Annotated in this window: 24 protein-coding genes; 13 read left to right on the top strand and 11 right to left on the bottom strand. The window is 61.1% G+C overall.

Features of this window, described 5'->3' with window-relative positions:
* Positions 1-122: 122 nt before the first annotated feature.
* Together D8U60_RS22700 and D8U60_RS22695 are read left to right on the top strand one after the other, a co-directional pair.
* Positions 123-2,876 carry a response regulator gene (locus tag D8U60_RS22700; RefSeq protein WP_122752293.1) on the top strand — a complete coding sequence of 918 codons (2,754 nt, stop codon included), beginning with the start codon at positions 123-125 and terminating at the stop codon, positions 2,874-2,876.
* An 81-nt stretch (positions 2,877-2,957) separates the two neighbouring features.
* The gene (locus D8U60_RS22695) at positions 2,958-3,947 is read left to right on the top strand and encodes a 2-hydroxyacid dehydrogenase (protein WP_130900993.1); all 990 of its coding nucleotides are present in this window, start codon (positions 2,958-2,960) and stop codon (positions 3,945-3,947) included.
* A 6-nt stretch (positions 3,948-3,953) separates the two neighbouring features.
* On the opposite strand, the gene D8U60_RS22690 is transcribed toward D8U60_RS22695, so the two are convergent.
* Entirely contained in the window at positions 3,954-4,412 is a 459-nt protein-coding gene (locus D8U60_RS22690; RefSeq protein ID WP_130900992.1) for a hypothetical protein, read from the bottom strand.
* 134 nt (positions 4,413-4,546) lie between these two features.
* Between D8U60_RS22690 and D8U60_RS22685 the strand changes: the two genes are divergently transcribed.
* On the top strand, positions 4,547-4,981 hold the full coding sequence (locus D8U60_RS22685; RefSeq protein ID WP_130900991.1) for a hypothetical protein: 435 nt from the start codon (positions 4,547-4,549) through the stop codon (positions 4,979-4,981).
* Positions 4,981-5,385, top strand: a complete 405-nt coding sequence (locus tag D8U60_RS22680; protein WP_016773637.1) for an META domain-containing protein — start codon at positions 4,981-4,983, stop codon at positions 5,383-5,385. The genes D8U60_RS22685 and D8U60_RS22680 overlap by 1 nt, the downstream gene beginning before the upstream one ends.
* A 238-nt stretch (positions 5,386-5,623) precedes the next feature.
* Here D8U60_RS22680 and D8U60_RS22675 read toward each other — a convergent pair whose 3' ends face one another.
* Complete coding sequence (locus D8U60_RS22675; RefSeq protein WP_130900990.1) at positions 5,624-6,091, bottom strand: TlpA disulfide reductase family protein; 468 nt, start codon at positions 6,089-6,091, stop codon at positions 5,624-5,626.
* Positions 6,092-6,204: 113 nt separating this feature from the next.
* Here D8U60_RS22675 and arsC point away from each other — a divergent pair, with 113 nt between their 5' ends.
* Genes arsC through D8U60_RS22660 form a run of 3 tightly spaced genes read left to right on the top strand, consistent with a single transcriptional unit; the run spans position 6,205 to position 7,576 of the window.
* Entirely contained in the window at positions 6,205-6,558 is a 354-nt protein-coding gene (gene arsC / locus D8U60_RS22670; protein WP_130900989.1) for an arsenate reductase (glutaredoxin), read from the top strand.
* A complete protein-coding gene (wrbA, locus tag D8U60_RS22665; protein WP_122611650.1) occupies positions 6,555-7,151 on the top strand; it encodes an NAD(P)H:quinone oxidoreductase in 597 nt (198 codons plus the stop codon). The genes arsC and wrbA overlap by 4 nt, the downstream gene beginning before the upstream one ends.
* Positions 7,151-7,576 (top strand): DUF2069 domain-containing protein, encoded by a 426-nt coding sequence (locus D8U60_RS22660; RefSeq protein WP_076563849.1) that lies wholly within the window; start codon positions 7,151-7,153, stop codon positions 7,574-7,576. Before wrbA ends, D8U60_RS22660 begins: the two co-directional genes overlap by 1 nt.
* Positions 7,577-7,711: 135 nt before the next feature.
* On the opposite strand, the gene D8U60_RS22655 is transcribed toward D8U60_RS22660, so the two are convergent.
* Both D8U60_RS22655 and ttcA read right to left on the bottom strand, forming a co-directional pair.
* Positions 7,712-8,386 (bottom strand): DNA-3-methyladenine glycosylase I, encoded by a 675-nt coding sequence (locus D8U60_RS22655; protein WP_016773632.1) that lies wholly within the window; start codon positions 8,384-8,386, stop codon positions 7,712-7,714.
* A gap of 167 nt (positions 8,387-8,553) precedes the next feature.
* The gene (ttcA, locus tag D8U60_RS22650; protein ID WP_024013975.1) at positions 8,554-9,378 is read right to left on the bottom strand and encodes a tRNA 2-thiocytidine(32) synthetase TtcA; all 825 of its coding nucleotides are present in this window, start codon (positions 9,376-9,378) and stop codon (positions 8,554-8,556) included.
* Positions 9,379-9,803: 425 nt separating this feature from the next.
* Between ttcA and D8U60_RS22645 the strand changes: the two genes are divergently transcribed.
* Both D8U60_RS22645 and D8U60_RS22640 read left to right on the top strand, forming a co-directional pair.
* Positions 9,804-10,406, top strand: coding sequence for a Yip1 family protein (locus D8U60_RS22645; protein ID WP_016773629.1), 603 nt, complete (start codon positions 9,804-9,806; stop codon positions 10,404-10,406).
* A 148-nt stretch (positions 10,407-10,554) separates the two neighbouring features.
* A complete protein-coding gene (locus tag D8U60_RS22640; RefSeq protein WP_024013976.1) occupies positions 10,555-11,049 on the top strand; it encodes a SprT family zinc-dependent metalloprotease in 495 nt (164 codons plus the stop codon).
* 116 nt (positions 11,050-11,165) lie between these two features.
* Here the strand turns inward: D8U60_RS22640 and D8U60_RS22630 are convergent, their stop codons facing one another.
* Both D8U60_RS22630 and D8U60_RS22625 read right to left on the bottom strand, forming a co-directional pair.
* Positions 11,166-12,347, bottom strand: coding sequence for a CaiB/BaiF CoA-transferase family protein (locus D8U60_RS22630; RefSeq protein WP_130900988.1), 1,182 nt, complete (start codon positions 12,345-12,347; stop codon positions 11,166-11,168).
* A gap of 267 nt (positions 12,348-12,614) precedes the next feature.
* Positions 12,615-13,949 (bottom strand): dicarboxylate/amino acid:cation symporter, encoded by a 1,335-nt coding sequence (locus tag D8U60_RS22625; protein WP_122707473.1) that lies wholly within the window; start codon positions 13,947-13,949, stop codon positions 12,615-12,617.
* 347 nt (positions 13,950-14,296) lie between these two features.
* On the opposite strand from D8U60_RS22625, the gene D8U60_RS22620 reads away from it, so the two are divergent.
* Complete coding sequence (locus D8U60_RS22620) at positions 14,297-15,295, top strand: AraC family transcriptional regulator (protein WP_130900987.1); 999 nt, start codon at positions 14,297-14,299, stop codon at positions 15,293-15,295.
* A gap of 219 nt (positions 15,296-15,514) precedes the next feature.
* On the opposite strand, the gene D8U60_RS22615 is transcribed toward D8U60_RS22620, so the two are convergent.
* From D8U60_RS22615 to D8U60_RS22605, 3 genes are all read right to left on the bottom strand, one after another.
* Positions 15,515-16,861 (bottom strand): ATP-binding protein, encoded by a 1,347-nt coding sequence (locus D8U60_RS22615; RefSeq protein ID WP_130900986.1) that lies wholly within the window; start codon positions 16,859-16,861, stop codon positions 15,515-15,517.
* A complete protein-coding gene (locus tag D8U60_RS22610; RefSeq protein ID WP_016773623.1) occupies positions 16,858-17,535 on the bottom strand; it encodes a response regulator transcription factor in 678 nt (225 codons plus the stop codon). Before D8U60_RS22610 ends, D8U60_RS22615 begins: the two co-directional genes overlap by 4 nt.
* A gap of 146 nt (positions 17,536-17,681) precedes the next feature.
* Positions 17,682-18,287, bottom strand: a complete 606-nt coding sequence (locus D8U60_RS22605) for a membrane protein (RefSeq protein WP_024013981.1) — start codon at positions 18,285-18,287, stop codon at positions 17,682-17,684.
* 143 nt (positions 18,288-18,430) lie between these two features.
* Here D8U60_RS22605 and D8U60_RS22600 point away from each other — a divergent pair, with 143 nt between their 5' ends.
* Both D8U60_RS22600 and D8U60_RS22595 read left to right on the top strand, forming a co-directional pair.
* Positions 18,431-19,222, top strand: coding sequence for a dienelactone hydrolase family protein (locus D8U60_RS22600; RefSeq protein WP_130900985.1), 792 nt, complete (start codon positions 18,431-18,433; stop codon positions 19,220-19,222).
* 162 nt (positions 19,223-19,384) lie between these two features.
* Positions 19,385-20,110: a 4'-phosphopantetheinyl transferase superfamily protein gene (locus D8U60_RS22595; RefSeq protein ID WP_122611657.1), complete on the top strand. Its 726-nt coding sequence runs from the start codon at positions 19,385-19,387 to the stop codon at positions 20,108-20,110.
* 107 nt (positions 20,111-20,217) lie between these two features.
* Here D8U60_RS22595 and D8U60_RS22590 read toward each other — a convergent pair whose 3' ends face one another.
* Together D8U60_RS22590 and D8U60_RS22585 are read right to left on the bottom strand one after the other, a co-directional pair.
* A complete protein-coding gene (locus D8U60_RS22590; RefSeq protein ID WP_130900984.1) occupies positions 20,218-21,828 on the bottom strand; it encodes an ATP-binding protein in 1,611 nt (536 codons plus the stop codon).
* Positions 21,825-22,547 carry a response regulator gene (locus D8U60_RS22585; RefSeq protein ID WP_056788095.1) on the bottom strand — a complete coding sequence of 241 codons (723 nt, stop codon included), beginning with the start codon at positions 22,545-22,547 and terminating at the stop codon, positions 21,825-21,827. The genes D8U60_RS22590 and D8U60_RS22585 overlap by 4 nt, the downstream gene beginning before the upstream one ends.
* Positions 22,548-23,402: 855 nt before the next feature.
* On the opposite strand from D8U60_RS22585, the gene D8U60_RS22580 reads away from it, so the two are divergent.
* Positions 23,403-26,297 carry a ribonucleoside-diphosphate reductase subunit alpha gene (locus D8U60_RS22580; protein ID WP_024013986.1) on the top strand — a complete coding sequence of 965 codons (2,895 nt, stop codon included), beginning with the start codon at positions 23,403-23,405 and terminating at the stop codon, positions 26,295-26,297.
* Positions 26,298-26,948 lie beyond the last annotated feature (651 nt).

Raw genomic sequence — 26,948 nt, 5'->3', positions numbered from 1 at the left:
GAGTGCGTGGGCGGCGCTGCATTTTCCGCAAGATTGCCCGCCTGCAAATCGCTACACTGCGCCCATGTCGCGTGCCGGATGCACGCATGTGTCAACAGATCAGCGGGATGCGGGAGATAGGCGTGCTCAAGAAACTGGGAATCAAAGGTCGCGTGCTGTTGCTGACCTTGTTGCCGACCAGCCTGATGGCGCTGGTGCTGGGTGGCTATTTCACCTGGACGCAGCAGACCGACCTGCACAGCCAATTGATGCAGCGCGGCGAAATGATCGCCGAGCAACTGGCGCCGCTGGTGGCGCCGGCGATGGGTCACGGCGACGCCGATCTGCTTGAACGCATCGCCACCCAGTCCCTTGAACAACCCGACGTGCGCGCGGTGACCTTCCTCGCGGCGGACCGCTCGCCACTGGCCCACGCCGGCCCGACCATGCTCAATCAGGCCCCGAGCGGCGACAGCGCGCTGCTGCAACGACGCAGCGGCAATGACGCGACGCGCTACCTGATGCCGGTGTTCGGCAAGCATCGCAACCTCGCCGGCGAAATCATTCCCGAAGAATCCGAACGGCTGCTCGGCTGGGTCGAGCTGGAGCTGTCGCACAACGGCATGTTGCTGCGCGGTTATCGCAGCCTGTTCGCCAGCCTGCTGCTGATCGCCGCCGGACTTGCCGGCGCCGCCCTCCTCGCGTTGCGCATGGGCCGCACCATCAACCGTCCGCTGAGCCAGATCAAACAAGCGGTCGCGCAACTCAAGGACGGTCATCTGGAAACCCGCTTGCCGCCCCTCGGCAGCCAGGAGCTGGACGAACTGGCCTCGGGCATCAACCGCATGGCCGGCACCCTGCAGAACGCTCGCGAAGAATTGCAGCACAGCGTCGATCAGGCCACCGAGGACGTGCGGCAAAACCTGGAAACCATCGAAATCCAGAACATCGAACTGGACCTGGCGCGCAAAGAAGCGCTGGAAGCCAGCCGGATCAAATCCGAATTCCTCGCCAACATGAGCCACGAGATCCGCACGCCGCTCAACGGCATTCTCGGCTTCACCCACCTGTTGCAGAAAAGCGAACTGACCCCGCGTCAGCTCGACTATCTCGGCACCATCGAAAAGTCCGCCGACAGCCTGTTGGGAATCATCAACGAGATTCTCGACTTCTCGAAGATCGAGGCCGGCAAACTGGTACTCGATCACATTCCGTTCAACCTGCGTGATCTGTTGCAGGACACCCTGACCATCCTCGCCCCGGCGGCGCACGCCAAGCAGCTTGAGCTGGTCAGCCTGGTCTATCGCGATACACCGCTGTCGCTGGTCGGCGATCCGCTGCGCCTGAAGCAGATCCTCACCAACCTGGTCAGCAACGCGATCAAGTTTACCCGTGAAGGCACCATCGTCGCCCGGGCGATGCTCGAAGACGAACACGAAGACAGCGTGCAACTACGCATCAGCATTCAGGACACCGGCATCGGTCTGTCGAGTCAGGATGTCCGCGCGCTGTTCCAGGCTTTCAGTCAGGCCGACAATTCGCTGTCGCGCCAACCCGGCGGCACCGGGCTGGGGCTGGTGATTTCCAAACGCCTGATCGAACAGATGGGCGGCGAGATCGGCGTCGACAGCACGCCTGGCGAAGGTTCGGAATTCTGGATCAGCCTGAGCCTGCCCAAAACCCGCGACGATGCCGAAGACCTGCCCGCCGCGCCATTGCTCGGACGCCGTGTGGCGGTGCTGGAAAATCACGAACTGGCGCGTCAGGCCTTGCAACATCAACTGGAAGACTGCGGACTGCAAGTTACGCCGTTCAATACCTTGGAAAGCCTGAGCAATGGCGTCACCGGCGCGCATCAGACCGATCAGGCGATCGATCTGGCGGTGATCGGCATCACCAGCAACGACATGCTCCCGGAACGCTTGAACCAGCATATCTGGGACCTCGAACACCTGGGCTGCAAAGTGCTGGTGCTGTGCCCGACCACCGAACAGACGCTGTTTCATCTGTCGGTACCCAACCCGCACAGCCAGCTGCAAGCCAAACCGGCGTGTACGCGCAAATTGCGCCGGGCCTTGTCCGATCTGGTCAATCCGCGCCAGACCCGCAGCGAACCGGGCGAGCCGCTATCCAGCCGTGCGCCGCGCGTGCTGTGTGTCGACGACAACCCGGCGAATCTGTTGCTGGTGCAGACCCTGCTCGAAGACATGGGCGCCCGCGTGCTCGCGGTCGAAAGCGGCTACGCGGCCGTCAAAGCCGTGCAGAGCGAATCTTTCGATCTAGTGCTGATGGACGTGCAGATGCCGGGCATGGACGGTCGCCAGACCACCGAAACCATTCGCCAGTGGGAAAGCGAGCGGCATTGCACGCCGCTGCCGATCGTCGCCCTCACCGCCCACGCCATGGCCAACGAAAAACGCGCGCTGCTGCAAAGCGGCATGGACGACTACCTGACCAAACCGATCAGCGAGCGGCAACTGGCGCAGGTGGTGTTGAAGTGGACCGGACTGGCTCTGCGCAATCAGGCGCCGGAGCGCAACGGCGACAGCGCGGCGAGTCAGCAGGAACTGCCGGTGCTCGATCACGAAGAAGGCTTGCGTCTGGCAGCGGGCAAGGCGGATCTGGCGGCGGACATGCTCGCTATGCTGCTGGCCTCGCTGGAAGCCGACCGCGAAGCGATACGCGCCGCGCGTGACAGCCACGACCAGAATGCCCTGCTCGAACGCGTGCACCGCTTGCACGGCGCGACCCGTTATTGCGGCGTGCCGCAACTGCGCGCCGCCTGCCAGCGCAGCGAAACCCTGCTCAAGCAGGACGATCCGAAAGCCGCTGCCGCGCTGGATGAGCTGGAACGCTCGATCAATCGACTCGCGGCGCAGGCGCGCATCAGCGCCTGATCCATGGCAAGGTGCTGCACGAGCAAAGCGCTACAGTTGTCGCGGGCCATTGCGGCCCGCGTCGATGTTCCAGGAGGATTCATGCGCACAATCTTTTTCAGCAGTCAGACCTACGATCGCGACAGCTTCCTCGCCGCCGACTGCCCGGCCGGGCTTGAACTGCATTTTCAAGCGGCGCGGCTCAGCCTCGATACGGCGGCGCTGGCCGAGCAACACGAAGTGGTCTGCGCGTTCATCAATGACGACCTCAGCACCCCGGTGCTCGAGCGCCTCGCTGCCGGTGGCACGCGGCTGATTGCCCTGCGTTCGGCGGGTTACAACCATGTCGACCTGCCGGCGGCGAAACGCCTTGGCCTGGCCGTCGTGCGTGTGCCGGCCTACTCGCCGCACGCCGTGGCCGAACATGCGGTGGCGCTGATCCTCGCCCTCAATCGTCGCTTGCACCGTGCCTACAACCGCACCCGCGAAGGCGATTTCAGTCTGCATGGCCTGACCGGTTTCGATCTGGTCGGCAAGACCGTCGGCATCGTCGGCACCGGACAGATCGGCGCAACGTTCGCGAAAATCATGCACGGCTTCGGCTGTGAATTGCTCGCCTACGATCCGTATCCCAATCCCGAGGTGCTGGCCTTGGGCGCACGTTATCTGAGCCTGCCGGAATTGCTCGCGCAATCACGGATCATCAGCCTGCATTGCCCGCTCAACGAACAGAGCAAGCACCTGATCAATCGCGACTCACTGGCGCACATGCAGGCCGGGGCGATGCTGATCAACACCGGGCGTGGCGGGCTGGTGGACACGCCAGCGCTGATCGACGCGCTGAAGGACGGCCAACTCGGGTATCTGGGGCTGGATGTGTACGAGGAAGAGGCGCAGCTGTTTTTCGAGGATCGCTCCGATCTGCCGTTGCAGGACGATGTGCTGGCGCGTCTGCTGACGTTTCCCAACGTGATCATCACCGCGCATCAGGCGTTTCTGACCCGCGAAGCATTGGGCGCGATTGCCGCGACCACCCTGCACAACATCGCGACCTGGGCGGCAGGTGCGCCGCAGAACCAGGTCGAGGGTTGAACGGTTTTACTTGGACAGCGAAGACGCCAGGATCAGCAAGCCCAGCCAGCCGAACCCGAGCAGGCGCTGCTTGCTGGAATGGCCGTTGCGCAGCAGGAACCAGACGAAAAACGCCGGTAGCAGAAACACCATGATTTTCAGCCAGCCCTCCACCGGGCGGCTGCCATCGGCGTTGAGCGGTTGCTGCTCCTCGCGGGCCTGTTCTGCGGCCTGCTGACGACGGCGACGCCCTGCTGCTGCCGGCATCACTTTGGGTAAAGGCTCGGACACTGGCGGCGCAACCGCCTCGGGCACTGCGTTGTTGCGTGGCAGGCTGCCGAAGGAAATCGTCGCGGCTTGCACCGGTGCCGCCGTCGATTGCGTCTGCATGGCGGCATGTTCGGCCATCGGCGCGCCGCAGTGAATGCACACCAGCGCTTCGGAACTGATGCTCCGCTTGCATTCATAACATTCGATCAGCGCCATGTTCCGTTCCTTCAGATTCGGGGGCCGGCAGTTTGCCATGACTGTCGGCGCATTTGAACCGGATCGAAGGTCGCACGCGTGCATCATTCTGCAATCGAGCCCGTGCTAGCATGTCGCGCATATTTGGAGGACCCATGGTCGAACACGATTTCCGCTACACCCTGATGAACCCGCAACACACCCTCACCGAATGCCGCGCCCTGGTTCCAGGCCGCTATCAGGTGACCGGCAACGGTGGCTCGATCCGTATCGGCGATGCCCTGTTGGTCACGCTCAAAGGCAGCAAGGATTTGTCCATGCGCCTGACCGTCGACACGGTGCGCCACCTGATCAATCCGCCAGGCCAATGGACCGCGATGACCACAGGCCCGGTGTTCGGCGAACTGGCCATTCACACCTGGCAGGTCAACTGCGACAGTTGCGCGAAAGAGCTGAGCTTCGAATTCGCCGTGGATGCCAAACTCGGCAAGTCCGCCGAGAAACCTGCCGCCACCGCGCGCATCGCCGAGCTGGGCTGGAAAACCGTCGGCGACAAGCACCTGTGCCCGAAATGCCAGGAGCCTGCGTGATGAAACGCCTCGCCCTGACCGCACTGATCGGTGTCGGCCTGGTCGGTTGCGCCGCAGAGCCGGTGCAACTGCAGCACAACCGCAGCTACATTCTGGAATGGATCGGCGAGCGGCCACTGATGGATTACAGCCATCTGACCGTGACCCTTGGCGATGACGGCCGCGCCTACGGCAACGGCGGCTGCAACCATTGGTTCGCGCCGTACACGCAGGACGGCGACAAGCTGAGCTTCGGCAAGATCGGCAAGACCCGCAAGCTCTGCGCCCCGGCGTTGATGGAGCAGGAACAACGCTTCTTGCAGGCGCTGGAAAAAGTCGAGCGCTGGGACATTTCGCCCATCGAGCAGATACGCTTCTGGCCTGCTCAAGGCAAACCGTTGCGCTGGTGGCTGGAAGAGGGTTGATCCGCCCTGGATCGCCAAGGCCCTCACCCTAGCCCTCTCCCAGAGGGAGAGGGGACTGATTGGGGGATATTGAAGAGTTATGTCGACGTGGTAATTCTTCGCCGAATCCATAATCGACTGGATCCTGTCTGACGGGACCATAATCAACTCGGTGTCTCAGGTCGATGTACGACGAAAGACACCTCGGTCGGCCCCCTCTCCCCCCGGGAGAGGGCTGGGGTGAGGGGCTTCTGGCGGTTTACTTCGTAGCCTGCAACGCCTCCAGCTTCGCCAGCACCCCCGCCGCCGTCTGCTCACCCAGCAACTGCTCACGCACCTTGCCCTTGTCATCGATGATGAACGTCACCGGCAGCGCCTCACTGCGCGGCAGGTCGAACAGCTCGGCCGGATCCTGCGCGAGCACGGTGAACTTGATGCCGAGCTTTTCACTCGCCTCTTTCAATTCCGCGCCCTGCACATTGTCGAAGTTGACCCCGAACACCCCGACGTTCTTGCTCTTGAGCTCATCAGCCAAATGATTCAGCTCGGGAATTTCCGTGCGGCACGGGCCACACCATTCGGCCCAGTAGTTAAGCACCACCCATTGTTTGTCCAGTCGTTCGGACGCAACCTTCTGGCCGTTCTGGTCGATGCCGTAATCATTGCCGCAGCCCCCCAGCATCAACGCCCCGATTATCGTCAATGCCGCTGCCAATCGCCGTGTCATGTCGTGTTCCTTGTGAAAATTCGAAAGCGCCTGCGACCCATCGCCTCTGACGGTTCTGGATTGCGCGCCGCACAGTTAGAATAGCCGCCACTTTACGCCAGAAGCGACCCGCCATGACCGATCTGACGCTTTATCACAATCCGCGCTGCTCGAAATCCCGCGGCGCGCTGGAACTGCTCGAAGCCCGCGGCTTGCATCCGACTGTCGTGCGCTACCTGGAAACGCCGCTCAGCGCCACGCAGATCAAGGCCCTGCTCGGTAAGCTCGGGATCAGCGCGCGACAGCTGCTGCGCAGCGGTGAAGAGGAATACAAAACCCTGAACCTGGCCGACGCCAGCCTCAGTGAGCAGCAGCTGATCGACGCCATCGCCGCGCACCCGAAACTCATGGAGCGGCCGATTCTGGAAGTCGCCGACAAAGCCGTCATCGGTCGCCCACCGGAAAACGTGCTGGAGTTGTTGCCATGAGCACACCGTACATTCTGGTTCTCTATTACAGCCGCAACGGCTCGACCAACGAGATGGCCCGGCAAATCGCCCGTGGCATCGAGCAGGCCGGAATGGAAGCGCGTCTGCGCACAGTGCCGGCGATTTCCACCGAGTGCGAAGCGGTGGCGGCGGATATTCCCGCTGAAGGCGCGCTCTACGCCAGCCTCGATGATCTGAAGAACTGCGCCGGCCTCGCCTTGGGCAGTCCGACGCGTTTCGGCAACATGGCCGCGCCGCTCAAGTACTTCCTCGACGGCACCAGCAACCTCTGGCTGACCGGCGCGCTGGTCGGCAAACCGGCCGGCGTGTTCACCTCCACCGCCAGCCTGCACGGCGGTCAGGAAACCACGCTGTTGTCGATGATGTTGCCGCTGTTGCATCACGGCATGTTGATCACCGGTCTGCCCTACAGCGAATCGGCCCTGCTCGAAACCGAGGGTGGCGGCACGCCGTATGGCGCCAGCCATCACGCCGGTGCCGACGGCAAGAACGGTCTCGACCAGCACGAAGTGGCGCTGTGTCGCGCACTCGGTCTGCGCCTGGCGAAAACCGCGCAGAAACTGGTGGGCTGATGGCGAAGAAGCCGAAAGTCCTGCCTTCGATAGAGTGGCTTGAGCCACGGGTCAAGGCGATGCGCGTGCTCAGCCTGCTGAGCTTTTTCGCCCTCGCCGGCTTGCTCGCTGTTTATTACCTGGTGTTCGCCGACCTGCATGGCGCGCGGCCTTGGGTGATTCTGCTGGTCGAGCTGATCCCGTGGCTGGTGCTCGCCCCGGCGATGATCATGGGCAGCGCCCGTGGCCATTCGTGGATGTGTTTTGTGGTGAACCTGTATTTCATCAAAGGCGCCCTGGCGGCGTACGACCCCAACCGGCAGCTGTTCGGCCTGCTGGAAATGGCCGCGAGCCTGGCGGTGTTCTGCTCGGCGCTGTTGTATGTGCGCTGGCGGTATCAGTTGAATCGCAAATTGGCGGGTGAAGGCGAGATCAGCGTCGCCTGACCGATCGCCATCAGTTGCTCCACCGATCGTTACCACGCTCTGCGTGGGAATGCATCCAGAGACGCTCTGCGTCTCAGGGACGCGGAGCGTCCCGGGCGGCGTTCCCACGCGGAGCATGGGAACGATCAGATTGACTCAATGGTTGACGGTATAGGCGAGCATCATCGAAATCTGGCTCATCGGCCGTCCGCCGCTCTGTTCGTGCCATTGGTTGAAGGCGTTTTGCACCGTTGCCAGATCACGCTGGCTGGTCGGCACTTTGTCGACGATCTTCTGCGCATTCAGCGCCGCGACCACGTCGTAGCTCGGCACGAACGTGTCCTTGCCGACCATGCGCAAAAAGCGTGGCGCCGACAGCCCACCGAGTTGGTGGCCGTGCTTTTTCAGGTACGTCCACAGGCCGACGATATCGGTCACCGGCCAGTCGGCGATCAACGCGCCGAAGCTGCCCTTGTCCTTTTCCACATCGAGAATGAACTGCGCATTGCGCGGCACGCTTTTCAGCTTGCCGAGGTGGCGGATGATCCGCGCGTCCTGCATCAGGCGCTCAAGGTGTTCGGCGCTCATCAGCACGACTTTTTCCGGATCGAACTTGAAGAACACTTCTTCGAACGCCGGCCACTTGGCGTCGACCAGGCTGTGCTTGAGCCCGGCGCGAAAAACCCGCAGGGCCATGGTCGAGAGGTAGCGGTCGTCGCGGATTTTGCGCAGTTGTGCGGGGGTCTTGGGAACGGGCAGATGGGCTTCCAGTTCAGCCGCCGAACCGAAACGGTTCAGACAGTATTCGTGCAGCCACTTGTAATCGCGCATGCCCTCTCCTGAGGTTTGGAAATGAATAACACCCGCAGAAGCAGGCCCCTGTGGCGAGGGGATTCATCCCCGCTGGGCTGCGCAGCAGACCCCGAGATTTTGGGGCCGCTTCGCGCCCCAGCGGGGATGAATCCCCTCGCCACAGGGCTCGCTTCTACAGGTTGTGTTTACAGATTGACGACATTGACGAAACGCGAAGCCGCGGTCTCGTCGATCTTCAGGCTGGTGAAGTCGAACAGGTTGCGGTCGGCCAGTTGCGACGGCACTACGTTCTGCAGGCTGCGGAAAATCGATTCGGTGCGGCCCGGGGTCTTGCGGTCCCAGTCCTGGAGCATTTCCTTGACCACCTGGCGCTGCAGGTTTTCCTGCGAGCCGCAGAGGTTGCACGGGATGATCGGGAATTGCTTGAGGTCCGAGTAGGCCTGAATGTCCTTCTCGTTGCAGTACGCCAGCGGGCGGATCACCACGTTGCGGCCATCGTCGGCGCGCAGCTTCGGCGGCATCGCTTTCAGGGTGCCGTTGAAGAACATGTTGAGGAAGAACGTTTCGACGATGTCGTCGCGGTGATGACCGAGGGCCATTTTCGTCGCGCCGATTTCGTCAGCAAAGGTGTACAGGGTGCCGCGACGCAGGCGCGAGCACAGCGAACAGGTGGTCTTGCCTTCCGGCACCAGTTCCTTGACCACCGAGTAAGTGTCTTTCTCGACGATGTGGTACTCGATGCCCAGTTCTTTCAGGTAGGCCGGCAGCACGTGCTCGGGAAAGCCCGGCTGTTTCTGGTCCATGTTCACCGCGACGATGTCGAACTTGATCGGTGCAACCTTTTGCAGGTGCATCAGCACGTCAAGCATGGTGTAGCTGTCCTTGCCCCCGGACAGGCAGACCATGACCTTGTCGCCGTCTTCGATCATGTTGAAATCGGCGACCGCTTCGCCGGCCAGGCGGCGCAGGCGCTTTTGCAGTTTGTTCTGGTTGACCGTAAGAGTGCCCATGACGCGAAATCCGTGAGGTGTGACGAAAGGCCGGCATTTTACGCAAAAACCCCAGTAGCGCGAAGCATCTGTGGCGAGGGGATTCATCCCCGCTGGGTTGCGAAGCAGCCCCAAAGCCTGAGAACTCGTATTGCCTGACACTGCGCGCTGAATGGGCTGGCGACTGCTGCGCAGCCGAACGGGGATGAATCCCCTCGCCACAAAAATGTTTCGACCTCAAAAATGCCGTCCCCGCAAGACCCCGAGGCGATTATCCATCCCGTTTACAGCGCGATTTGCTCTAAGCCCGGCATACCGGTGCGCTGGAGTCCTTTCTATACTGCGACATAAGGTCGCACACATCTGAAGACCTGTATTTGCTCGGCCATCTTGGCCCGTAGGCGCTCCGTTGGGGGGCGATGGCAATGACAAGAGGAGTGAATGGCATGATCCATCACGTAGTGGGACTGTTTACCCACCCCGATCAGGAATGGAAGGAGATTCGTGGCGACCAAGAGGAAAGCATCAGCCACATGTACCTGACGCACACGCTGATTCTGGCGGCGATCCCCGCTGTCTCGGCGTTCATCGGCACGACCCAGGTCGGTTGGGTGATCGGCAATCGCGCGCCGGTGATGCTCACGTTCGAAAGCGCCTTGTGGATGACCATCATGTCGTACCTGGCGATGCTCGGCGGGGTCGCGGTGATGGGCGCTTTCGTACACTGGATGGCGCGCACCTATGACGCCAATCCAAGCCTGGCCCGTTGCGTAGCCTTTGCCACATACACCGCGACACCTTTGTTTGTCGGCGGTCTGGCGGCGCTGTATCCGCACATGTGGCTGGGGATGATCGTCGGCACAGCGGCCATCTGCTATACGGTGTATCTGTTGTATGTCGGCCTGCCGACCTTCATGAACATCCCTTCGGATGAAGGTTTCCTGTTTTCCAGCTCGGTGCTCGCCGTCGGCCTGGTGGTGCTGGTGGCGATCATGGCGTTCACCGTGATTGTCTGGGGCCTGGGTGTCGGCCCGGTCTATACCAACTGACCTGTTTCCTCCCTGAGAAAAACAACATCTGCCAATACAGGCCGCCGCAAGGCGGCCTTCTCGTTGAGGCGACGACCATTCGGCAGGTCGGCGATTCGCAAGTCACCGGGGTTGCGGCATACTCGGCGTCTCTGGAGATCCATCAAGCATGCCCGAGCAACTCAATACCCGCGTCGAAGATTGTTACCAACTCGCTGAATCCTTTTTCAAACGCTCCTTCAAACGCCCAGTCGTCAGCCTCAAGCTGCGCGGGCAGAAAGCCGGTGTCGCGCATCTGCACGAGAACCTGCTGCGCTTCAACCCGCAGCTGTACCGGGAAAACACCGAACACTTCCTCAAGCAGACCGTGGCCCACGAAGTCGCCCACCTGATCGCTCATCAACTGTTCGGCGACCGCATCCAGCCCCATGGCGAGGAGTGGCAACTGATCATGCGCGGCGTCTACGAACTGCCGCCGGACCGCTGCCACACCTATGAAATCAAGCGGCGCAGCGTGACCCGCTATATCTACAAATGCCCGTGCCCCGACAGTGATTTCCCGTTTACCGCCCAGCGCCATGGTCTGGTGCGGCAAGGGCGGCGGTATCTGTGCCGGCGCTGCCGCAGTACGCTGGTGTTCAGTGGTGAGATGCGGGTGGAATAGTCAGTTTCTGCGGTGCCCTGACTGGCCCTATCGCTGGCAAGCCAGCTCCCACAGATTTTGTGAACACCTCGGAACCTGTGGGAGCTGGCTTGCCAGCGATGAGGCCGTTACAGGCGCTAAAGAATGACTTTGGCGCGACGCAGGTCTTCAATTTTCGAAGGGCTAAGTCCCAGCTCCCCCAACACCTCCTCCGTATGCTGCCCCAACCCCGCGCCAACATGCCTTGGCGCCGGCAACGCCTCAGAAAATTTCAACGGACAGGCCATCTGCGCCTGCGTCGCGCCATCGCCGCGCGGCACCTGCGCCACCAGCTTCCGCGCCTGCATTTGCGGATGGCGCAGCGCCTCGCCCAGACTCAACACCGGCTCGACACAGGCATCGACCCCGGCGAACAACTCACACAGTTCTGCAAAATCATGCCGTTCGAATTCGATGCGCAACGCCTCTTTCAAGGCCTGTTGTTGCTCAGGCCTGGGCGACAACCCTTGCGCGGCCAGTTCCGGCCGGCCCAGCGCCGTGCACAATTGCTGCATGAAGGCCGGCTCCAGACTGCCCACCGACATCCAGCGCCCATCCCGGGTACGGTAATAATCGTAATAGCTGCCGCCATTGAGCATCTGGTCTTCCCGGCCCGGTTCCGCGCCGCAGGCCAGATAGCCAGCGCCGGCCATGGCGTTCAGGCTGAACGCGCAGTCGGTCATGCTCACATCCAGATGGGTGCCCTGCCCGGTTTGCTGACGAGCAATCACCGCTGCCAGCAAGCCGATCACGCCGTGTAGCGAGCCGCCCGCCACGTCCGCCACCTGCATGCCCAACGGCAACGGCCCGCTGTCGACGCGTCCGGTATAGCTGGCAAGCCCGGCCAGCGCCAGATAGTTGATGTCATGCCCGGCGCGTTCCTTGTACGGCCCGGTCTGGCCGTAACCGCTGATCGACACATAAATCAGCTTTGGGTTGATCGCTTTCAACGCTTCATAACCCAGGCCCAGACGCTCCATCACCCCGGGGCGAAACTGCTCGAGCACGATGTCGTACTCGCCCAGCAGTTGCTTGATGATCTGCAGCGCTTCGGGCTGTTTCAGGTCCAGCGCCAGACTGCGCTTGTTGCGGTTGAGGTAGGCGTGACTGGCCGAGACACCGCCATCATGCGGCGGCAGCACCCGCAGCAGATCCATACGCGTCGGCGATTCGATGCGCAGCACCTCGGCGCCCATGTCCGCCAGCAGCAACGAGGCGAACGGCCCCGGCAGCAAGGTGGAGAAATCGAGAATCTTCAGTGAGGCCAGCGGTGCAGACATGGGCGAACTCCTTGGGCAATGTACTCAGCCTAGGCAGCCATCGCCGATGCGGCAATCACCGCAAATGTCAGCAGGTGTGACCGTTGCGCTCAAATTCCGGGCAAAAAAAAACCCCTGTGGCGAGGGGATTTATCCCCGTTGGGTCGCGAAGCGGCCCCTTCTCTGGAATTGGAAGAAGAGGCCCGCTGTGCTGTCCATCGGGGGTAAATCCCTCACCACAAGGGATTTTTTACAACCTCACATCGTACTGATGCGCAGTTCTTGTATTTACTTCACATTGCTCGGGGTTGGGCCTTCAGCCACACCCAGGTCGTCTTCTTCACGCTCATCGGAGATACCGCGACCGCCGGAAGCCAGCTCGGTCTGCAGTTGATCGGTGTCCAGTTCCTTGACCCACTTGGCGACGACGATGGTCGCTACAGCGTTACCGACCAGGTTGGTCAGTGCGCGGGCTTCAGACATGAAACGGTCGATACCGAGGATCAGCGCCAGACCGGCAACCGGCAGGTGACCTACCGCCGACAGTGTCGCGGCCAGGACGATGAAGCCCGAACCGGTCACACCCGCCGCGCCTTTGGAGGACAGCAGCAGTACCAGCAGCAGGGTGATCTGGTGGGTGATGTCCATGTGCGTGTCAGTCGCCTGGGCGATGAACACGGCGGCCATGGTCAGGTAGATCGAAGTACCGTCGAGGTTGAACGAGTAACCGGTCGGGATCACCAGACCCACTACCGATTTCTTCGCGCCCAGACGCTCCATCTTGATCAGCATGCGTGGCAGTGCCGATTCCGACGAGGACGTACCCAGTACGATCAACAGTTCTTCACGGATGTAGCGCACCAGCTTGAATACGCTGAAACCGTGAGCCCGGCAGATCGCACCCAGCACCAGCACGACGAACAGGACGCAGGTGATGTAGAAGCAGATCATCAACTGGCCCAGTTGCACCAGCGAGCCGACACCGTAGGCACCGATGGTGAACGCCATGGCACCGAACGCACCCAGCGGCGCCAGTTTCATGATCATGTTGATGATGTTGAACATCACGTGGGCGAAGCGATCGATCATGTCCAGCAGCGGACGACCGTACGAACCCAGGCGATGCAGGGCGTAGCCGAAGATCACCGAGAACATCAGCACTTGCAGGATGTCACCGGTGGCGAACGCGCCGACGATGGTGTTCGGGATCACATTGAGGAGGAAACCGACAATGCTCTGGTCTTTACTGGCCGTCACGTAGGTGGCGATTTTCGAGGCGTCGAGGGTGGTGACGTCGATGTGCATGCCGGCGCCCGGTTGCACAACGTTGACCACGATCAGACCGATCAGCAGGGCAATGGTGGAAACGATTTCGAAGTACAGCAGCGCGTAGCCGCCGGTCTTGCCTACCGACTTCATGTTCTGCATGCCGGCGATGCCGCTGACAACAGTACAGAAGATGATCGGGGCGATGACCATTTTGATCAGCTTGATGAAGCCGTCACCCAGTGGCTTGAGGGCCACACCGGTCTGCGGATAGAAGTGACCAAGCAGGATGCCGATGGCGATGGCAACGATCACCTGGAAATACAGGGATTTGTACAGTGGCTGACGAGTCGTCATTGCAGGTTTCCTCAAGCGTCCAGCGGCAACATCCATCTGTCGAGCGCTGAACCTTAATTGCGAACCCTCCTGCACTGGAGGGATTTGTTGTTGGAACGGCATTTTTCCCGGTCGGAGAAATGCACGCTTCTGTAGCTTGTATCGCAAACGTCGTGCCAGATTGGTGCGAATGGCAGCAAGCCTTTTGATATCAGGGCCTGCGGGATTTTCCTGTCACCAATCAGTGACTTGAGGCATGGCGGATTTCCGCCAACTGAGCGTTCAGTGTCCTGCAATTTGGCGGAAATCCGCCTTGTTGCGTTGCCGGCCCGCCGTTACGATCGGTGCCTGAACAAGGATTGCCGCTTATGCGCGAACGCACCATCGCCAGCCATTTCGCCCGTGCCGCCCTTGGCGGTGCACGCCGGCGCGGCCTGGATTATTCAGGCCTGTTGCAGCAACTTGGGATCAGCGCGGAATTGCTCGACGAGCCCCGCGCGCGGATTGCCCCGGAGCAGTTCACCCGGCTGATTCAGGGCTTGTGGCTGGCGCTGGACGACGAATACCTGGGTTTCGGTAACGCCCCGAGCAAGCCCGGCAGCTTCGCCATGATGTGCCACGCCTCGATTCACTGCCGCAACCTGGAGAAGGCTCTGCAACGTGGCTTGTTGTTCTACAGCCTGTTCCCCGACGCTCCACGCCTGGCTCTGCGCCGCGAGGACGACTGGGTGCGTTTGAGTCTGGACGACGCGCAGTGGTGGGACCCGGATCATTTTCTCAGCGAGAGTCTGTTGGTGATCTGGCACCGCCTCGGCAGTTGGCTGATCGGCCAGCGCATTCGCCTGGAACAAGCGACTTTCAGCTATCCGCGCCCCGAGCACGGCGGCGAATACGATCTGCTGTTCCCCTGCCCGCTGACCTTTGATGCCGAGCAAAGCAGCCTGCTGTTTCACAGTCGCTACCTGGCCATGCCGCTGTTGCAGGACGAACGCACGCTCAAGCATTTTCTCGAACGCTCCCCCGCCGACCTGCTCTCGCGCCCGGACGACGGCGACAGCCTGAGCAGCCGCCTGCGTCGCTTGCTCAGCCGCGACGCTGCGAGTTGGCCGGATCTGGAAGCCGTTGCGGCGCATCTGCATATCAGCCCGCAGACCTTGCGCCGGCATTTGCGCGAGGAAGGCACCAGTTTTCAGGAACTGAAAGATCAGCTGCGGCGGGATATCGCTATCTACCATCTGGGCCGCGCGGAGCTGTCGTTGCAGCAGATTGCCGAGCAGCTCGGGTTCTCTGAGCCTTCGGCGTTTCACCGGGCGTTCAAGAAATGGACGGGGCTGACACCGGGGGCTTATCGGTCGCAGGAGCAATGAGGCGCTAAATCAAAAGCCCCTCACCCTAACCCTCTCCCGGAGGGAGAGGGGACTGATTGGGGGATGCTTGAGAAATACGCCGACCTGCAAGCTCTCTATTGAATCCATATTCGCTGCAAATCGCTCAGGTCGATAATTTTCCAAAGACACTTCGGTCAGTCCCCTCTACCTCTGGGCGGTCCGACGTTTCGGGAGGGTTAGGGTGAGGGCAGCTCGCAATCACACCGCAGGAAAATCAATCCTGAACGCCGCCCCGCCCATCGGTGAATCACCCAAGGCCAAACGGGCGTTGTAGCTTTCGATGATGTCCTTGACCACCGCCAGCCCGATGCCCTGCCCGGGATGCTGGGCGTCCAGGCGTTCGCCACGTTCGAGAATCCGCGCACGCTGATCGAGTGGCACGCCCGGGCCATCATCCTCGACGCACAATTCGATCCCGGCCAAGGACTCGCGCACGCTGACCCGCACTTCGCCGAGGCACAGGCGGTAGGCGTTTTCCAGCAGGTTACCGAGCATTTCCAGCAGGGCGCCCTGCTCGATCGGCACGTAGCAATGCTCCGGCAGATCAAAGGTCACGCGCACATGTTTGTCGCGGTAGACCTTGTCCAGCGTATCGCAGAGGCTTTTGAGCACTGGTTGCAGGCGCACCTGATGGCGCACCAGTCCGCTTTTGCGCAGGCTGGCCCGTTGCAGTTGGTAGCTGATCTGCTGGCTCATGCGTTCGATCTGGCTTTGCAGGACCCAGGCCTGGTCGCGGTCTGCGGGACGCTGGGCCATGTCTTCGCTGACGCCTTGCAGCACCGCCAACGGGGTTTTCAGGCTGTGGGCGAGGTCGTCGAGGGAGTCGCGGTAGCGGCTGCGTTGCTGGCGTTCGCTGAGCAGCAAGCGGTTGAGCGAGCCGGTCAGGCGCAGCAGTTCACGCGGGTGTTTCTCCGTCAGGCTTTCGCGGGTGCCGCCTTCGATTTCGTCGAGTTCCTGGCTCAATCGGCGCAAGGCCTTGAGGCCCCAGGTCAGGCCGATCCATAGCAGCGCCAGCAACACCAGCAATGCCGCGCCGAAGCCCAGATAGAGATTTTCGCGCAGGCCTTCGAGGGTGGTTTCGTATTCACGCACCGGTTGCAGAGCGACGATGCTGAACGCCGCACTCTTGCCGCCGAGCAGTTTGACTTCGGCGTCGTAGACGAAGAACTCCTGACCGCTGGCTTCACGAATCCGCGCGAACTCGTTGCCGAGGCCGTCGTAGCGCGGTTTGTAGTTGATCTGTTCTTCCTGGGTGGCTTTCGAGCGCCACACCAGTTTGCCGTCGCGGTCGTAGATATAGCCGAGCAAGCGGAAATCGGTGAGGTTGAAACGCTCGTCGGGCAATTGCGACGGCATCACCAGCCGACCGTTTTCCACCCGCGCGGCGGAGATCAATGTGGTGACGTCGGAGGCCAGACGTTGCTCGATCGAGTCCTGCAAGGCAAGGCTGAAGGCGCCCTGCATCGCCGGCAGCAAGGCAAGCATGAACAACACCGCCAACGTGGTGGCGGCGAGCATCAAGCGAACGCGAAGGGAACGGATCAAGTGCAGCGCTCATTGAACAGGTAACCGAGGCCGCGCACGGTGTCGATCGGTTTGAACCCGGCCGGGCCTTCTAGCTTGCGGCGCAGACGGCCGACCAGCACTTCGATGACATTCGGATCGCGCTCGTCGTCATCCGGATACAGCTGCTCCATCAAGCGATCCTTGGGCACCACTTGCTGGTGATGGCGCATGAGGTATTCGAGGATGCGGTATTCGTAAGCAGTAAGCGCCAGCGGTTGCTCATCGAGGCTGGCCTGTTTGCGATTGAGGTCGAGCAGCAACGGCCCGGCAACGATGGTCGACTGGGTGAAACCGCTGGAGCGGCGCAGCAATGCGTTCAGGCGTGCGTCGAGTTCTTCGAACTGGAACGGCTTGACCACGTAATCGTCGGCACCGGCGGCGAGTCCTTCAACCTTGTCCTGCCAGTTGCCGCGCGCGGTGAGTATGAGGATCGGGAAGGTCTTGCCGCCCGAGCGCAACTGGCGGATCAGGTCGAGCCCGCCCATGCCCGGCAGGCCGAGGTCAATCACCGCCAGATCGAAGTTGTACTGGCCGGTCTGGTACAGCGCCTCCTCGGCATTGGCCACGGACTCGACCACATGACCGCTTTCCGTCAGGCGGGTTTGCAGGTGATGACGCAACAGCGCCTCGTCTTCGACGACCAACAGTTTCATGCCTTTCTCCCTATCACTTGAACTCTCCAGGCAACTACCTGTGGGAGCGAGCCTGCTCGCGAATCCGGTGGATCAGCCAAGCAAGTGTCGGCTGATACACCTTTCGCGAGCAGGCTCGCTCCCACACTTCAAACTGCGACAACCACTTAGAAATAGTAGTTGGCCGACAGGTAGGTCTGCGCGCTGCTGGTCAAGCCCAGCGAGCCCTGTTTGCTGCCGCCGCTCTCTTTCATTTCGGTGCTGGCGTTGCTGCGCAGGTAACGGTAACCGAGTTCCACCGAGGTGTTCTGCGAAACTTGCTGCAACACACCGACCTGGCCACCGATGGCGTATCCGATGTCGCTGTCACGGCTGAAACCTGGCGAATCCTGCGTCAGCTTGGTCAGACCGGCCGTGGCGCCACCGAACAATTTGGTGCTGCCGCCCACCGGGTAGAACAGGTCGTAGCTGCCGAGCAGATTTTCCTGGCGCAGTTTAACGCCATTGTGCGAGCCGGAAACGTTGTCGTAGGTGGCGTAGTAGCGGCCCTGGCTGTTTTGCTGACCGAGGCGCATGCCGTAGGTGTTGTTGCCGTCGATGGCCCCGGTGACGTTGGGGTTGCCGAGATTGTTGTTGAGCGCGTGGGACTTGTCGATTTTGTCGCTGGTCTGGCCGAATGTCAGGCCGGCGAAGTTGCTGGTGTCGTCGGCATTGGCCGCGATGCTGGAGCCTAACAGGGTAAAAGCCAGCAGCAATTTGTTTAAACGAGTCATGGGTATTTCCTCTTTCACAGTGCTGTTTGGGTATGGCGCAAGGTTACTGAGCCGCCCCTGTACGGCCCCTGAACCGTCTCTGAACCTGACCTGAACCGGATCGACTAGGCTGTTCTGACCACTTTCAATAAGGAGATCCGACCATGCGCCTGTTCCTCGCCCTCTCTTTGCTGGCAGTCAGCAGCCTCACCCAGGCTGCGATCAAGACTGCAGAAATCCCCTACCAAAGCGCCGACGGCAGCCAACTGATCGGCTACTACGCCTATGACGACGCGATCAAAGGCCCACGCCCCGGCGTTGTCGTGGTCCACGAATGGTGGGGGCTGAACGATTACGCCAAGCGCCGCGCGCGGGATCTCGCCGAACTCGGCTACAGCGCGCTGGCCATCGATATGTACGGCGACGGCAAAAACACCGAGCACCCGAAAGACGCCATGGCCTTCATGCAGGCAGCGACCAAGGACGCCGATGCGGCGAGCAAGCGCTTCGCCGCCGGGCTCGATCTGTTGAAGAAGCAAAAGCAGACCGACCCGAACAGGATCGCCGCCATCGGTTATTGCTTCGGTGGCGCCGTGGTGCTGAATGCCGCCCGTCAGGGTGTGCCGCTGGCCGGTGTGGTGAGTTTCCATGGCGCGCTGGCAACCAAGACCCCGGCGACTCCGGGCAGTGTGAAGGCGAAAATCCTCGTCGAGCACGGTGCGCTGGACAGCATGGTCACTCAGGACCACGTCACCGCGTTCAAGTCGGAGATGGACAAGGCCGGGGCTGACTACCAGTTCGTCAGTCTGGATGGCGCCAAGCATGGTTTCAGCAATCCGGATGCCGATCGTTTGAGCCATGGCGAGCATGGCGGGCCGGACATTGGTTACAACAAGGCGGCGGATGAAAAATCCTGGGCGGATATGAAAGCGTTCTTTCAGAAAATCTTCAGCTAACCGCGCTTGTCCTGATCGTTCCCACGCGCAGCAAAGGAATGCCGCACGGGACGCTCCGCGTCCCATCGCTGGGTGACGCGGAGCGTCACAGGATGCATTCCTTTGCTGCGCGTGGGAACGATCATCTCGACCTCGCCCCGACTAACCGGCAAAATGCCCGCCATGAACTTCACCCCCGCCCTGCCCGCCTGCTGCACTGCGCTCGACAGCCACTGGCCGTTGCCGACGGTCCTGGCCGATACCGTGCTGCTCAGTACCCACTTCGACCCGACACGGTTGCTTGGCGATGACTTCCAGCGCAGCGCTGTGCCGGCGCCGCCGAGCATTCAGCGCTCGGTGGCCAAGCGCCAGGCCGAGTTTCTCGCCGGGCGCATTTGCGCGCGGGCCGCGCTGCAACAACTCGAAGGCCTGAATATCGTCCCGCCGATTGGCGAAGACCGCGCGCCGGTGTGGCCGGCGCACATCTGTGGTTCGATCACTCACAGCACTGGCCGTGCGGCGGCGATTGTCGCCAACAAACAGCACTGGCGCGGCTTGGGCATGGATCTGGAAAACCTGTTGAGCCACGAGCGCGCTGAACGCCTGGCCGGGGAAATTCTCACCCCGGCGGAAATGCAGCGCATGGCGGCAGGCTCGCAGGAGCAACTGGCGCTGCGGGTGACCCTGACGTTTTCGGTGAAAGAGAGTTTGTTCAAGGCGCTGTACCCGATCGTGCAGCAGCGCTTTTATTTCGAGCATGCCGAAGTGCTGGAATGGACTGCGGCGGGTCAGGTCAGGCTGCGGTTGCTGACTGATTTGTCCAGCGAATGGCGCAATGGATCGGAGCTGGAGGCGCAGTTCGGCGTGCAGGATGGGCAGTTGTTGAGTCTGGTCAGTATTCCTGCCTAGGGATTTGTACTGCCTGATATGGCCCCTTCGCGAGCAGGCTCGCTCCCACAGGGGATCGCATTTCAAATGTGGGAGCGAGCCTGCTCGCGAAGGCGGTATCCCGAATCTCAGCGGCGCTCCTGATTCCTCGGCCAACTCAGACTGAAGCACGCCCCACCCAGACTCTTGCTCTTGCCAATGATCGCGCGGCCGTCGTGCCAGTGAATGATCCGCCGCACAATCGACAAGCCCAGACCATGCCCGCCCGAGGCCCGCGTGCGACTATCGTCGAGGCGCAAAAACGGCGTGAAGATCCGCTCCCACGCCACTTCCGGCACGCCCGGTCCGTCGTCCTCGACGTCGATCCGGCAACGCAACTGGCCGACCTGATAACTCACCGTCACCTGCGAGTGCGCATGGCGCATCGCGTTGCCCACCAGATTCTGCAGCGCCCGATGCAAATAACGCGGCTCGGCCTCGACCCACGCGCCGTCGTTGTCGGCCGATGACAGACACAAACCGCGCTGCACCGTGACCTCGGCGCGCAGCGGCGCCAATTCTGCGATCACCTGATTGACCAGCGCATCCAGATCGATGCGCTGGAAAGTCAGCGCCGGCGAGCCTTGCTCCAGTCGTGCGTAGGTGAGCATTTCGTCGACCAGCTTGTCGAGGTCCTCGATGTCGTGATCCATGCCTTCGCGGTATTTCTCCAGTGCCTGCGGGGTGGTCGCCGTACCGATCATCTCCAGACCGAAACGCAGCCGCGCCACTGGCGTGCGCAGCTCGTGAGACACCGCGCGCACCAGTTCACGCTGGATCGCCAGCAACTGCTGCAAGTGCTCGGCCATGCCATTGAACGCCGACGCCAGCCGCCCGACCGAGTCGGCACCGCGCGCCGGCACACGGGTTTCCAGGCTGCCCTTGGCGATCCGCGTGGCCGCTGCTTCGAGGCCGCGCAAACGTCGCTCGAGCTGACGCACCAACAGATAAACGATAAGACCGATCAGGGTCAGACCGAGCGCGGCAATCAATACCAGCCATTCCGGCGGGTACGGATTCATCTGATACAGCGGGCCGATTTCCAGCACCCACGGCGTGCCGACCATACCGGCGAAGACGCGGATCGAATCGCCGCCCTTGCCCAGCGCCATCACCGTATCCCCCTCGGCCACGCGGCGGCTCTGGTCTTCGTCCATGTCGGCGTCATTTACCGTGACCAGACGCAGATCGAAGCCAAAGCCCTTTTCCTGTTTTATCTGCGCCAGACGCTTGGGCTGTTCGCCGACCGGTACCCGCACCAGTTCATCGGCCAGCAGGTAAATGGTCGCCCGGGCCAGTTGCTCGCTGATCTGCTGCACCTCGCCCACCAGCATCATTTGCTCTTTTTCGCTGATCAGCCGATAGACCTTGGCCGCGTGAGGCCCGGTCTGCTCGACCAGCGCCTGACCGCGCAGCACACGGGTGCGCTGGGCCAGATCGAGGTCGGTTTCAGAGAACTTCTTCAGCGTCAGCGGAATACCGAGCAGCCGCTCCCACACCAGCAACGCGCGATGGCGTTCGGTCTGGTTCATCGGTTGCAGGTTGTCGGCCATCAGCGAGAAGGTGCCGTGGGCCAGGCGTTCGCGGTATTGCTCGCTGCGCACCTGATTGAGCAGGTTCAGCGCCAGCACGCCGAGCACCGCCACCAGAATCAGCGCGGCGCACATGCCGCCGTAGATGCGCAGGAAGATCGAATTCACAGCGCCAGGTCTGCGCAGGCCTCAGGGACGAACAGATAGCCTTTGCTGCGAATGGTCTTGATCAGGCGCGGATGATCGGGGTCATCGCCGATTTTCGGGCGGATGCGCGAGATGCGCACGTCGATCGAGCGGTCCTGGCCGTCATAGCCGATGCCGCGCAATGCAGTGAAGATTTCTTCCCGGGAAAGAATCCGCCCGGCATTGGACACCAGCAGCCACAGCAGGTCGAACTCGGCGCTCGTCAGCTCGATGCCGTTGTCGCTCAGCCAGGCTTCGCGCAATGCGTTGTCGACCACCAGTGGACCGAATTGCAACCGCCGGGATTTTTCCGCGACCGGCTCCGGTGTGTCACTGCGCCGCAGCAACGCCTGGATGCGCGCCAGCAACAAGCGCGGACGCACCGGTTTGCATACGTAGTCGTCGGCACCGAGGTCGAGGCCGTGGATCTGATCAGCGTCATCGGTGCGCGCGGTGAGCATCAGGATCGGCCCGTCATACTGGCTGCGCACCTTGCGGCAGATGCTCAGGCCATCCTCGCCGGGCAGCATCAGATCGAGGATCACCAGATCCGGTTGCTCCTTGATGATCCGCGCCGCCGCCAGCGCACCGTTGCCTTCGATCTCGACGCGCAGGCCATTGGCTTGCAGGTAATCGCGGGTGAGCTCGGCCAGTCGCTGGTCATCCTCGACGATCAATACCTGCCAGGTTTGTTGCTCCACCGGTGACCTCTGCTTGCTGTTTTTATTGATATATGAAGGTTTCGCTGAATGAACGCGGTTCCTGTAGGAGCTGACGAGTGAAACGAGGCTGCGATCTTTTGATCTTGCTCTTGAAAAATCACAATCAAAAGATCGCAGCCTTCGGCAGCTCCTACATGAGTCCTCCCGATCATCTGTCATGTTTCAGGAGGATAAAAATGCCCATGCACCCAGCGATTGTATAAACGCCGGTCACGCGGAAAACAAGTCGGTAAATGCGTTCGGACAAGGCGGAATTCTGTGATAGGGTTCGCGCCCTTAAAAAACCGCTGAAGCGTTTTTCCAGGCAAAAAAACAGTGACAAACGGTCTGGCTCAGCAGGTTCGCGGCCTACACGCGTTTTCCCTGTTTCTTACACAAATTACGCACAGGCTTATCCACAGGTAGTACGTTGCAATCCCCCCCTGAAACGCATTATCTTGTAGCACGGCGAAAACAGAGACCCTACATATAGGGTTTTCACCTAAAACGCCCAACCACATTTCAGACCTGAAACTCAAGTGCTTTATGGCCAGTTTCCGGTAGAACAAGCGAGTTTTTTCAAGCCCAAACCGCACTGGCGGATGGCACCGTTTTATTTGGTCCGAAACGGACAAAACGGTATGGGTGTTGCAGTCATGACTGCCACCCGCGAAGGAATCCGGTGGCGAGCTTCGGCTCGTAACCAAAACTTCGGCAAGGATGCGGCGTTGCAGCCTTTTTCCTACTGTTCCGAAGTTTGTAATGCCGACGCCCGTCGGTTGCAGTGCTTCGGTACAGAACGGTGAGCACCATGACGGTGCCAAACAAACATAGAGAATGTGGAGACCACCCCCCATGCAAACCGACACAACTCGCGAGAACCCGCAGGGCACCTTGCCGCAGGCCGCCGATTCGACTTCGGATCTGGCAGCCACCGCGCCTGGCCAGCTGCGCGTGATCAAGCGTAATGGCACTGTCGTTCCTTACACCGATGACAAGATCACCGTCGCTATCACCAAAGCGTTCCTCGCAGTTGAAGGCGGCACCGCTGCCGCCTCGTCGCGAATCCACGACACCGTTGCGCGCCTGACCGAACAGGTCACCGCGACCTTCAAGCGTCGCATGCCATCGGGCGGCACCATCCACATCGAAGAAATCCAGGACCAGGTCGAACTGGCCCTGATGCGTGCCGGCGAGCAGAAAGTCGCCCGTGACTACGTGATCTACCGCGACGGCCGCTCGAAAGAGCGCGCAGCGCACGCTCCTGCCGAAGCAGCAGTCAACGCGCACCCGTCGATCCGCATCACCCGCGCCGACGGCAGCCTCGCGCCGCTGGATATGGGCCGCCTGAACACCATCGTTACCGAAGCCTGCGAAGGCCTGGAAGAAGTCGACGGCGACCTGATCCAGCGCGAAACACTGAAGAACCTGTACGACGGCGTGGCCCTGACCGACGTCAACACCGCGCTGGTGATGACCGCCCGTACCCTGGTTGAGCGCGAGCCGAACTACTCGTTCGTTACCGCCCGCCTGCTGATGGACACCCTGCGTGCCGAAGGCCTGAACTTCCTCGAAGTCGCCGAAAGCGCCACCCATCACGAAATGGCCGACCTGTACGCCAAGGCACTGCCGGCCTACATCGCCAAAGGTATCGAGTTCGAACTGCTGAACCCTGTGCTGGCCACCTTCGACCTGGAAAAGCTGGGCAAGGCGATCAACCACGAGCGCGATCAGCAATTCACCTACCTGGGCCTGCAGACCCTGTACGACCGTTACTTCATCCACAAGGATGGCGTGCGTTTCGAACTGCCGCAGATCTTCTTCATGCGCGTGGCCATGGGCCTGGCGATCGAAGAGAAGCAGAAAGAAGACCGTGCGATCGAGTTCTACAACCTGCTGTCCTCGTTCGACTACATGGCTTCGACCCCGACCCTGTTCAACGCCGGTACCCTGCGTCCACAGCTGTCGAGCTGCTACCTGACCACCGTGCCGGATGACCTGTCGGGCATCTATCACGCGATCCACGACAACGCCATGCTGTCGAAATTTGCCGGCGGCCTGGGCAACGACTGGACGCCGGTTCGTGCGCTGGGTTCGTACATCAAGGGCACCAACGGCAAGTCGCAAGGCGTTGTGCCGTTCCTAAAAGTAGTGAACGACACCGCTGTGGCCGTGAACCAGGGTGGCAAGCGCAAAGGCGCTGTGTGTGCCTACCTGGAAACCTGGCACATGGACATCGAAGAGTTCATCGAGCTGCGCAAGAACACCGGTGATGATCGTCGTCGTACCCACGACATGAACACTGCCAACTGGATCCCTGACCTGTTCATGAAGCGCGTCTTCGATGACGGCAAGTGGACCCTGTTCTCGCCATCCGAAGTACCGGACCTGCACGACCTGACCGGTAAGGCCTTCGAAGAGCGCTACGAGTACTACGAAGCGCTGACCGAGTACCCGGGCAAGGTCAAGCTGTTCAAGACCATCCAGGCCAAAGACCTGTGGCGCAAGATGCTGTCCATGCTGTTCGAAACCGGCCACCCATGGCTGACTTTCAAAGACCCGTGCAACTTGCGCAGCCCGCAGCAGCACGTCGGCGTGGTCCACAGCTCGAACCTGTGCACCGAGATCACCTTGAACACCAACAAGGACGAAATCGCCGTTTGCAACCTGGGCTCGATCAACCTGCCGAACCACATCGTCGACGGCAAGCTCGATACCGCCAAGCTGCAACGCACCGTGAACACCGCCGTGCGCATGCTCGATAACGTGATCGACATCAACTACTACTCGGTGCCGCAAGCGAAGAACTCCAACTTCCGCCACCGTCCGGTCGGTCTGGGCATCATGGGCTTCCAGGACGCTCTTTACCTGCAGCACATCGCCTACGGCTCCGACGCTGCCGTCGAGTTCGCCGACAAGTCGATGGAAGCGGTCAGCTACTACGCGATCCAGGCTTCCTGCGACCTGGCCGACGAGCGCGGCGCCTACGAAACGTTCAACGGTTCGCTGTGGTCCAAGGGCATCCTGCCGCTGGATTCGCAACAGATCCTGATCGAGCAGCGTGGCGAGAAGTACATCGACGTCGACCTGAAGGAAACCCTCGACTGGGCACCGGTTCGCGCCCGTGTACAGAAAGGCATCCGTAACTCGAACATCATGGCCATCGCACCGACCGCGACCATCGCCAACATCACTGGCGTTTCGCAGTCGATCGAACCGACCTACCAGAACCTGTACGTGAAATCGAACCTGTCGGGCGAATTCACCGTGATCAACCCGTACCTGGTTCGCGACCTGAAGGCTCGCGGTCTGTGGGATTCGGTGATGATCAACGACCTGAAGTACTACGACGGTTCGGTGCAGCAGATCGAGCGCATCCCGCAAGAACTCAAAGAGCTCTACGCGACCGCGTTCGAAGTGGACACCAAGTGGATCGTTGACGCCGCCAGCCGTCGTCAGAAGTGGATCGACCAGGCCCAGTCGCTGAACCTGTACATCGCCGGCGCATCGGGCAAGAAGCTCGACGTGACCTACCGCATGGCCTGGTACCGTGGTCTGAAAACCACCTACTACCTCCGTGCCCTGGCCGCGACCAGCACCGAGAAGTCGACCATCAACACCGGTAAGCTGAACGCTGTTTCCAGCGGCGGCAACCATGGTGATGATTCGGTACTGGCCGCACCGGCCGGCCCGGCGCCAGTGCCAAAAGCCTGCGCGATTGACGAGCCGGATTGCGAAGCTTGCCAATAAGCTGAGCTGAGATCAGGCGTTGCGAGACGCCTGGAATCTCAAGGCAAACAAAACCCCCGACAGACTTCTGGTTTGTCGGGGGTTTTGTTTTTTGGCGGCCTTGGCGGCCTTTGGGCCGACCGGGCTCTTGAGGTTTTGGGTGTATATCCGTTGCTGCGGGTGTTGCCGCTGGCGGTTTCGCTCTTACAGCGAGTCACCTTTTTCAGACGCCAAAAAGGTAACCCAAAAGGCTTTGCCCCGGCGTACGGCCCGCTCGCTAAAGCTCGGGGTACCTTCGTTACGGGACCGATCCGGGCGCAGCGGCTCCGGCTGGCTTCGCTGCACCTCCTTGCGCTGTGTACGACTGCGTCGTACGGTCGCTGCGCTCCCACACCCGGATCGATTCCGTAACGAAGCCTGCCGAAGGGGCAAAAGATCAAAAGCCGGATCAAAAGCCAGAGCAAAAGCAAAAGCAAAAGCCAGATCAAAAGATCGCAGCCTTCGGCAGCTCCTACAGTTGGATTGGGTACCACTTCAAGAACAGGTCGGCTGACAGGCCGCCTTCGCGAGCAAGCTCGCTCCCACAAAAAGGCAAAGCAGCGCAGCTGCCCGCGGCAAAGCCGCCCCACTCAACAATGAGCGCAAGCTCGAGTGCTTTTGATCTACGGGCGA

The sequence above is a fragment of the Pseudomonas sp. Sample_11 genome (assembly GCF_004307505.1).
GTDB classification, from domain to species: domain Bacteria; phylum Pseudomonadota; class Gammaproteobacteria; order Pseudomonadales; family Pseudomonadaceae; genus Aquipseudomonas; species Aquipseudomonas atacamensis.
Note: the sequence above shows the minus strand (reverse complement) of the source record. Positions and strands in the feature narration are given on the sequence as shown.

What these genes read in the sequence shown, in the direction of transcription:
- D8U60_RS22595 (WP_122611657.1), top strand. Translation starts at nt 19,385, where the DNA reads ATGAACTTCACCCCCGCCCTGCCCGCCTGCTGCACTGCGCTCGACAGC.
- D8U60_RS22690 (WP_130900992.1), bottom strand. Translation starts at nt 4,412, where the DNA reads ATGGCGCTGATCGAATGTTATGAATGCAAGCGGAGCATCAGTTCCGAA.
- D8U60_RS22685 (WP_130900991.1), top strand. Translation starts at nt 4,547, where the DNA reads ATGGTCGAACACGATTTCCGCTACACCCTGATGAACCCGCAACACACC.
- D8U60_RS22620 (WP_130900987.1), top strand. Translation starts at nt 14,297, where the DNA reads ATGCGCGAACGCACCATCGCCAGCCATTTCGCCCGTGCCGCCCTTGGC.
- D8U60_RS22655 (WP_016773632.1), bottom strand. Translation starts at nt 8,386, where the DNA reads ATGCGCGATTACAAGTGGCTGCACGAATACTGTCTGAACCGTTTCGGT.
- D8U60_RS22695 (WP_130900993.1), top strand. Translation starts at nt 2,958, where the DNA reads ATGCGCACAATCTTTTTCAGCAGTCAGACCTACGATCGCGACAGCTTC.
- D8U60_RS22680 (WP_016773637.1), top strand. Translation starts at nt 4,981, where the DNA reads ATGAAACGCCTCGCCCTGACCGCACTGATCGGTGTCGGCCTGGTCGGT.
- D8U60_RS22580 (WP_024013986.1), top strand. Translation starts at nt 23,403, where the DNA reads ATGCAAACCGACACAACTCGCGAGAACCCGCAGGGCACCTTGCCGCAG.
- wrbA (WP_122611650.1), top strand. Translation starts at nt 6,555, where the DNA reads ATGAGCACACCGTACATTCTGGTTCTCTATTACAGCCGCAACGGCTCG.
- arsC (WP_130900989.1), top strand. Translation starts at nt 6,205, where the DNA reads ATGACCGATCTGACGCTTTATCACAATCCGCGCTGCTCGAAATCCCGC.
- D8U60_RS22600 (WP_130900985.1), top strand. Translation starts at nt 18,431, where the DNA reads ATGCGCCTGTTCCTCGCCCTCTCTTTGCTGGCAGTCAGCAGCCTCACC.
- ttcA (WP_024013975.1), bottom strand. Translation starts at nt 9,378, where the DNA reads ATGGGCACTCTTACGGTCAACCAGAACAAACTGCAAAAGCGCCTGCGC.
- D8U60_RS22640 (WP_024013976.1), top strand. Translation starts at nt 10,555, where the DNA reads ATGCCCGAGCAACTCAATACCCGCGTCGAAGATTGTTACCAACTCGCT.
- D8U60_RS22610 (WP_016773623.1), bottom strand. Translation starts at nt 17,535, where the DNA reads ATGAAACTGTTGGTCGTCGAAGACGAGGCGCTGTTGCGTCATCACCTG.
- D8U60_RS22630 (WP_130900988.1), bottom strand. Translation starts at nt 12,347, where the DNA reads ATGTCTGCACCGCTGGCCTCACTGAAGATTCTCGATTTCTCCACCTTG.
- D8U60_RS22625 (WP_122707473.1), bottom strand. Translation starts at nt 13,949, where the DNA reads ATGACGACTCGTCAGCCACTGTACAAATCCCTGTATTTCCAGGTGATC.
- D8U60_RS22605 (WP_024013981.1), bottom strand. Translation starts at nt 18,287, where the DNA reads ATGACTCGTTTAAACAAATTGCTGCTGGCTTTTACCCTGTTAGGCTCC.
- D8U60_RS22675 (WP_130900990.1), bottom strand. Translation starts at nt 6,091, where the DNA reads ATGACACGGCGATTGGCAGCGGCATTGACGATAATCGGGGCGTTGATG.
- D8U60_RS22660 (WP_076563849.1), top strand. Translation starts at nt 7,151, where the DNA reads ATGGCGAAGAAGCCGAAAGTCCTGCCTTCGATAGAGTGGCTTGAGCCA.
- D8U60_RS22645 (WP_016773629.1), top strand. Translation starts at nt 9,804, where the DNA reads ATGATCCATCACGTAGTGGGACTGTTTACCCACCCCGATCAGGAATGG.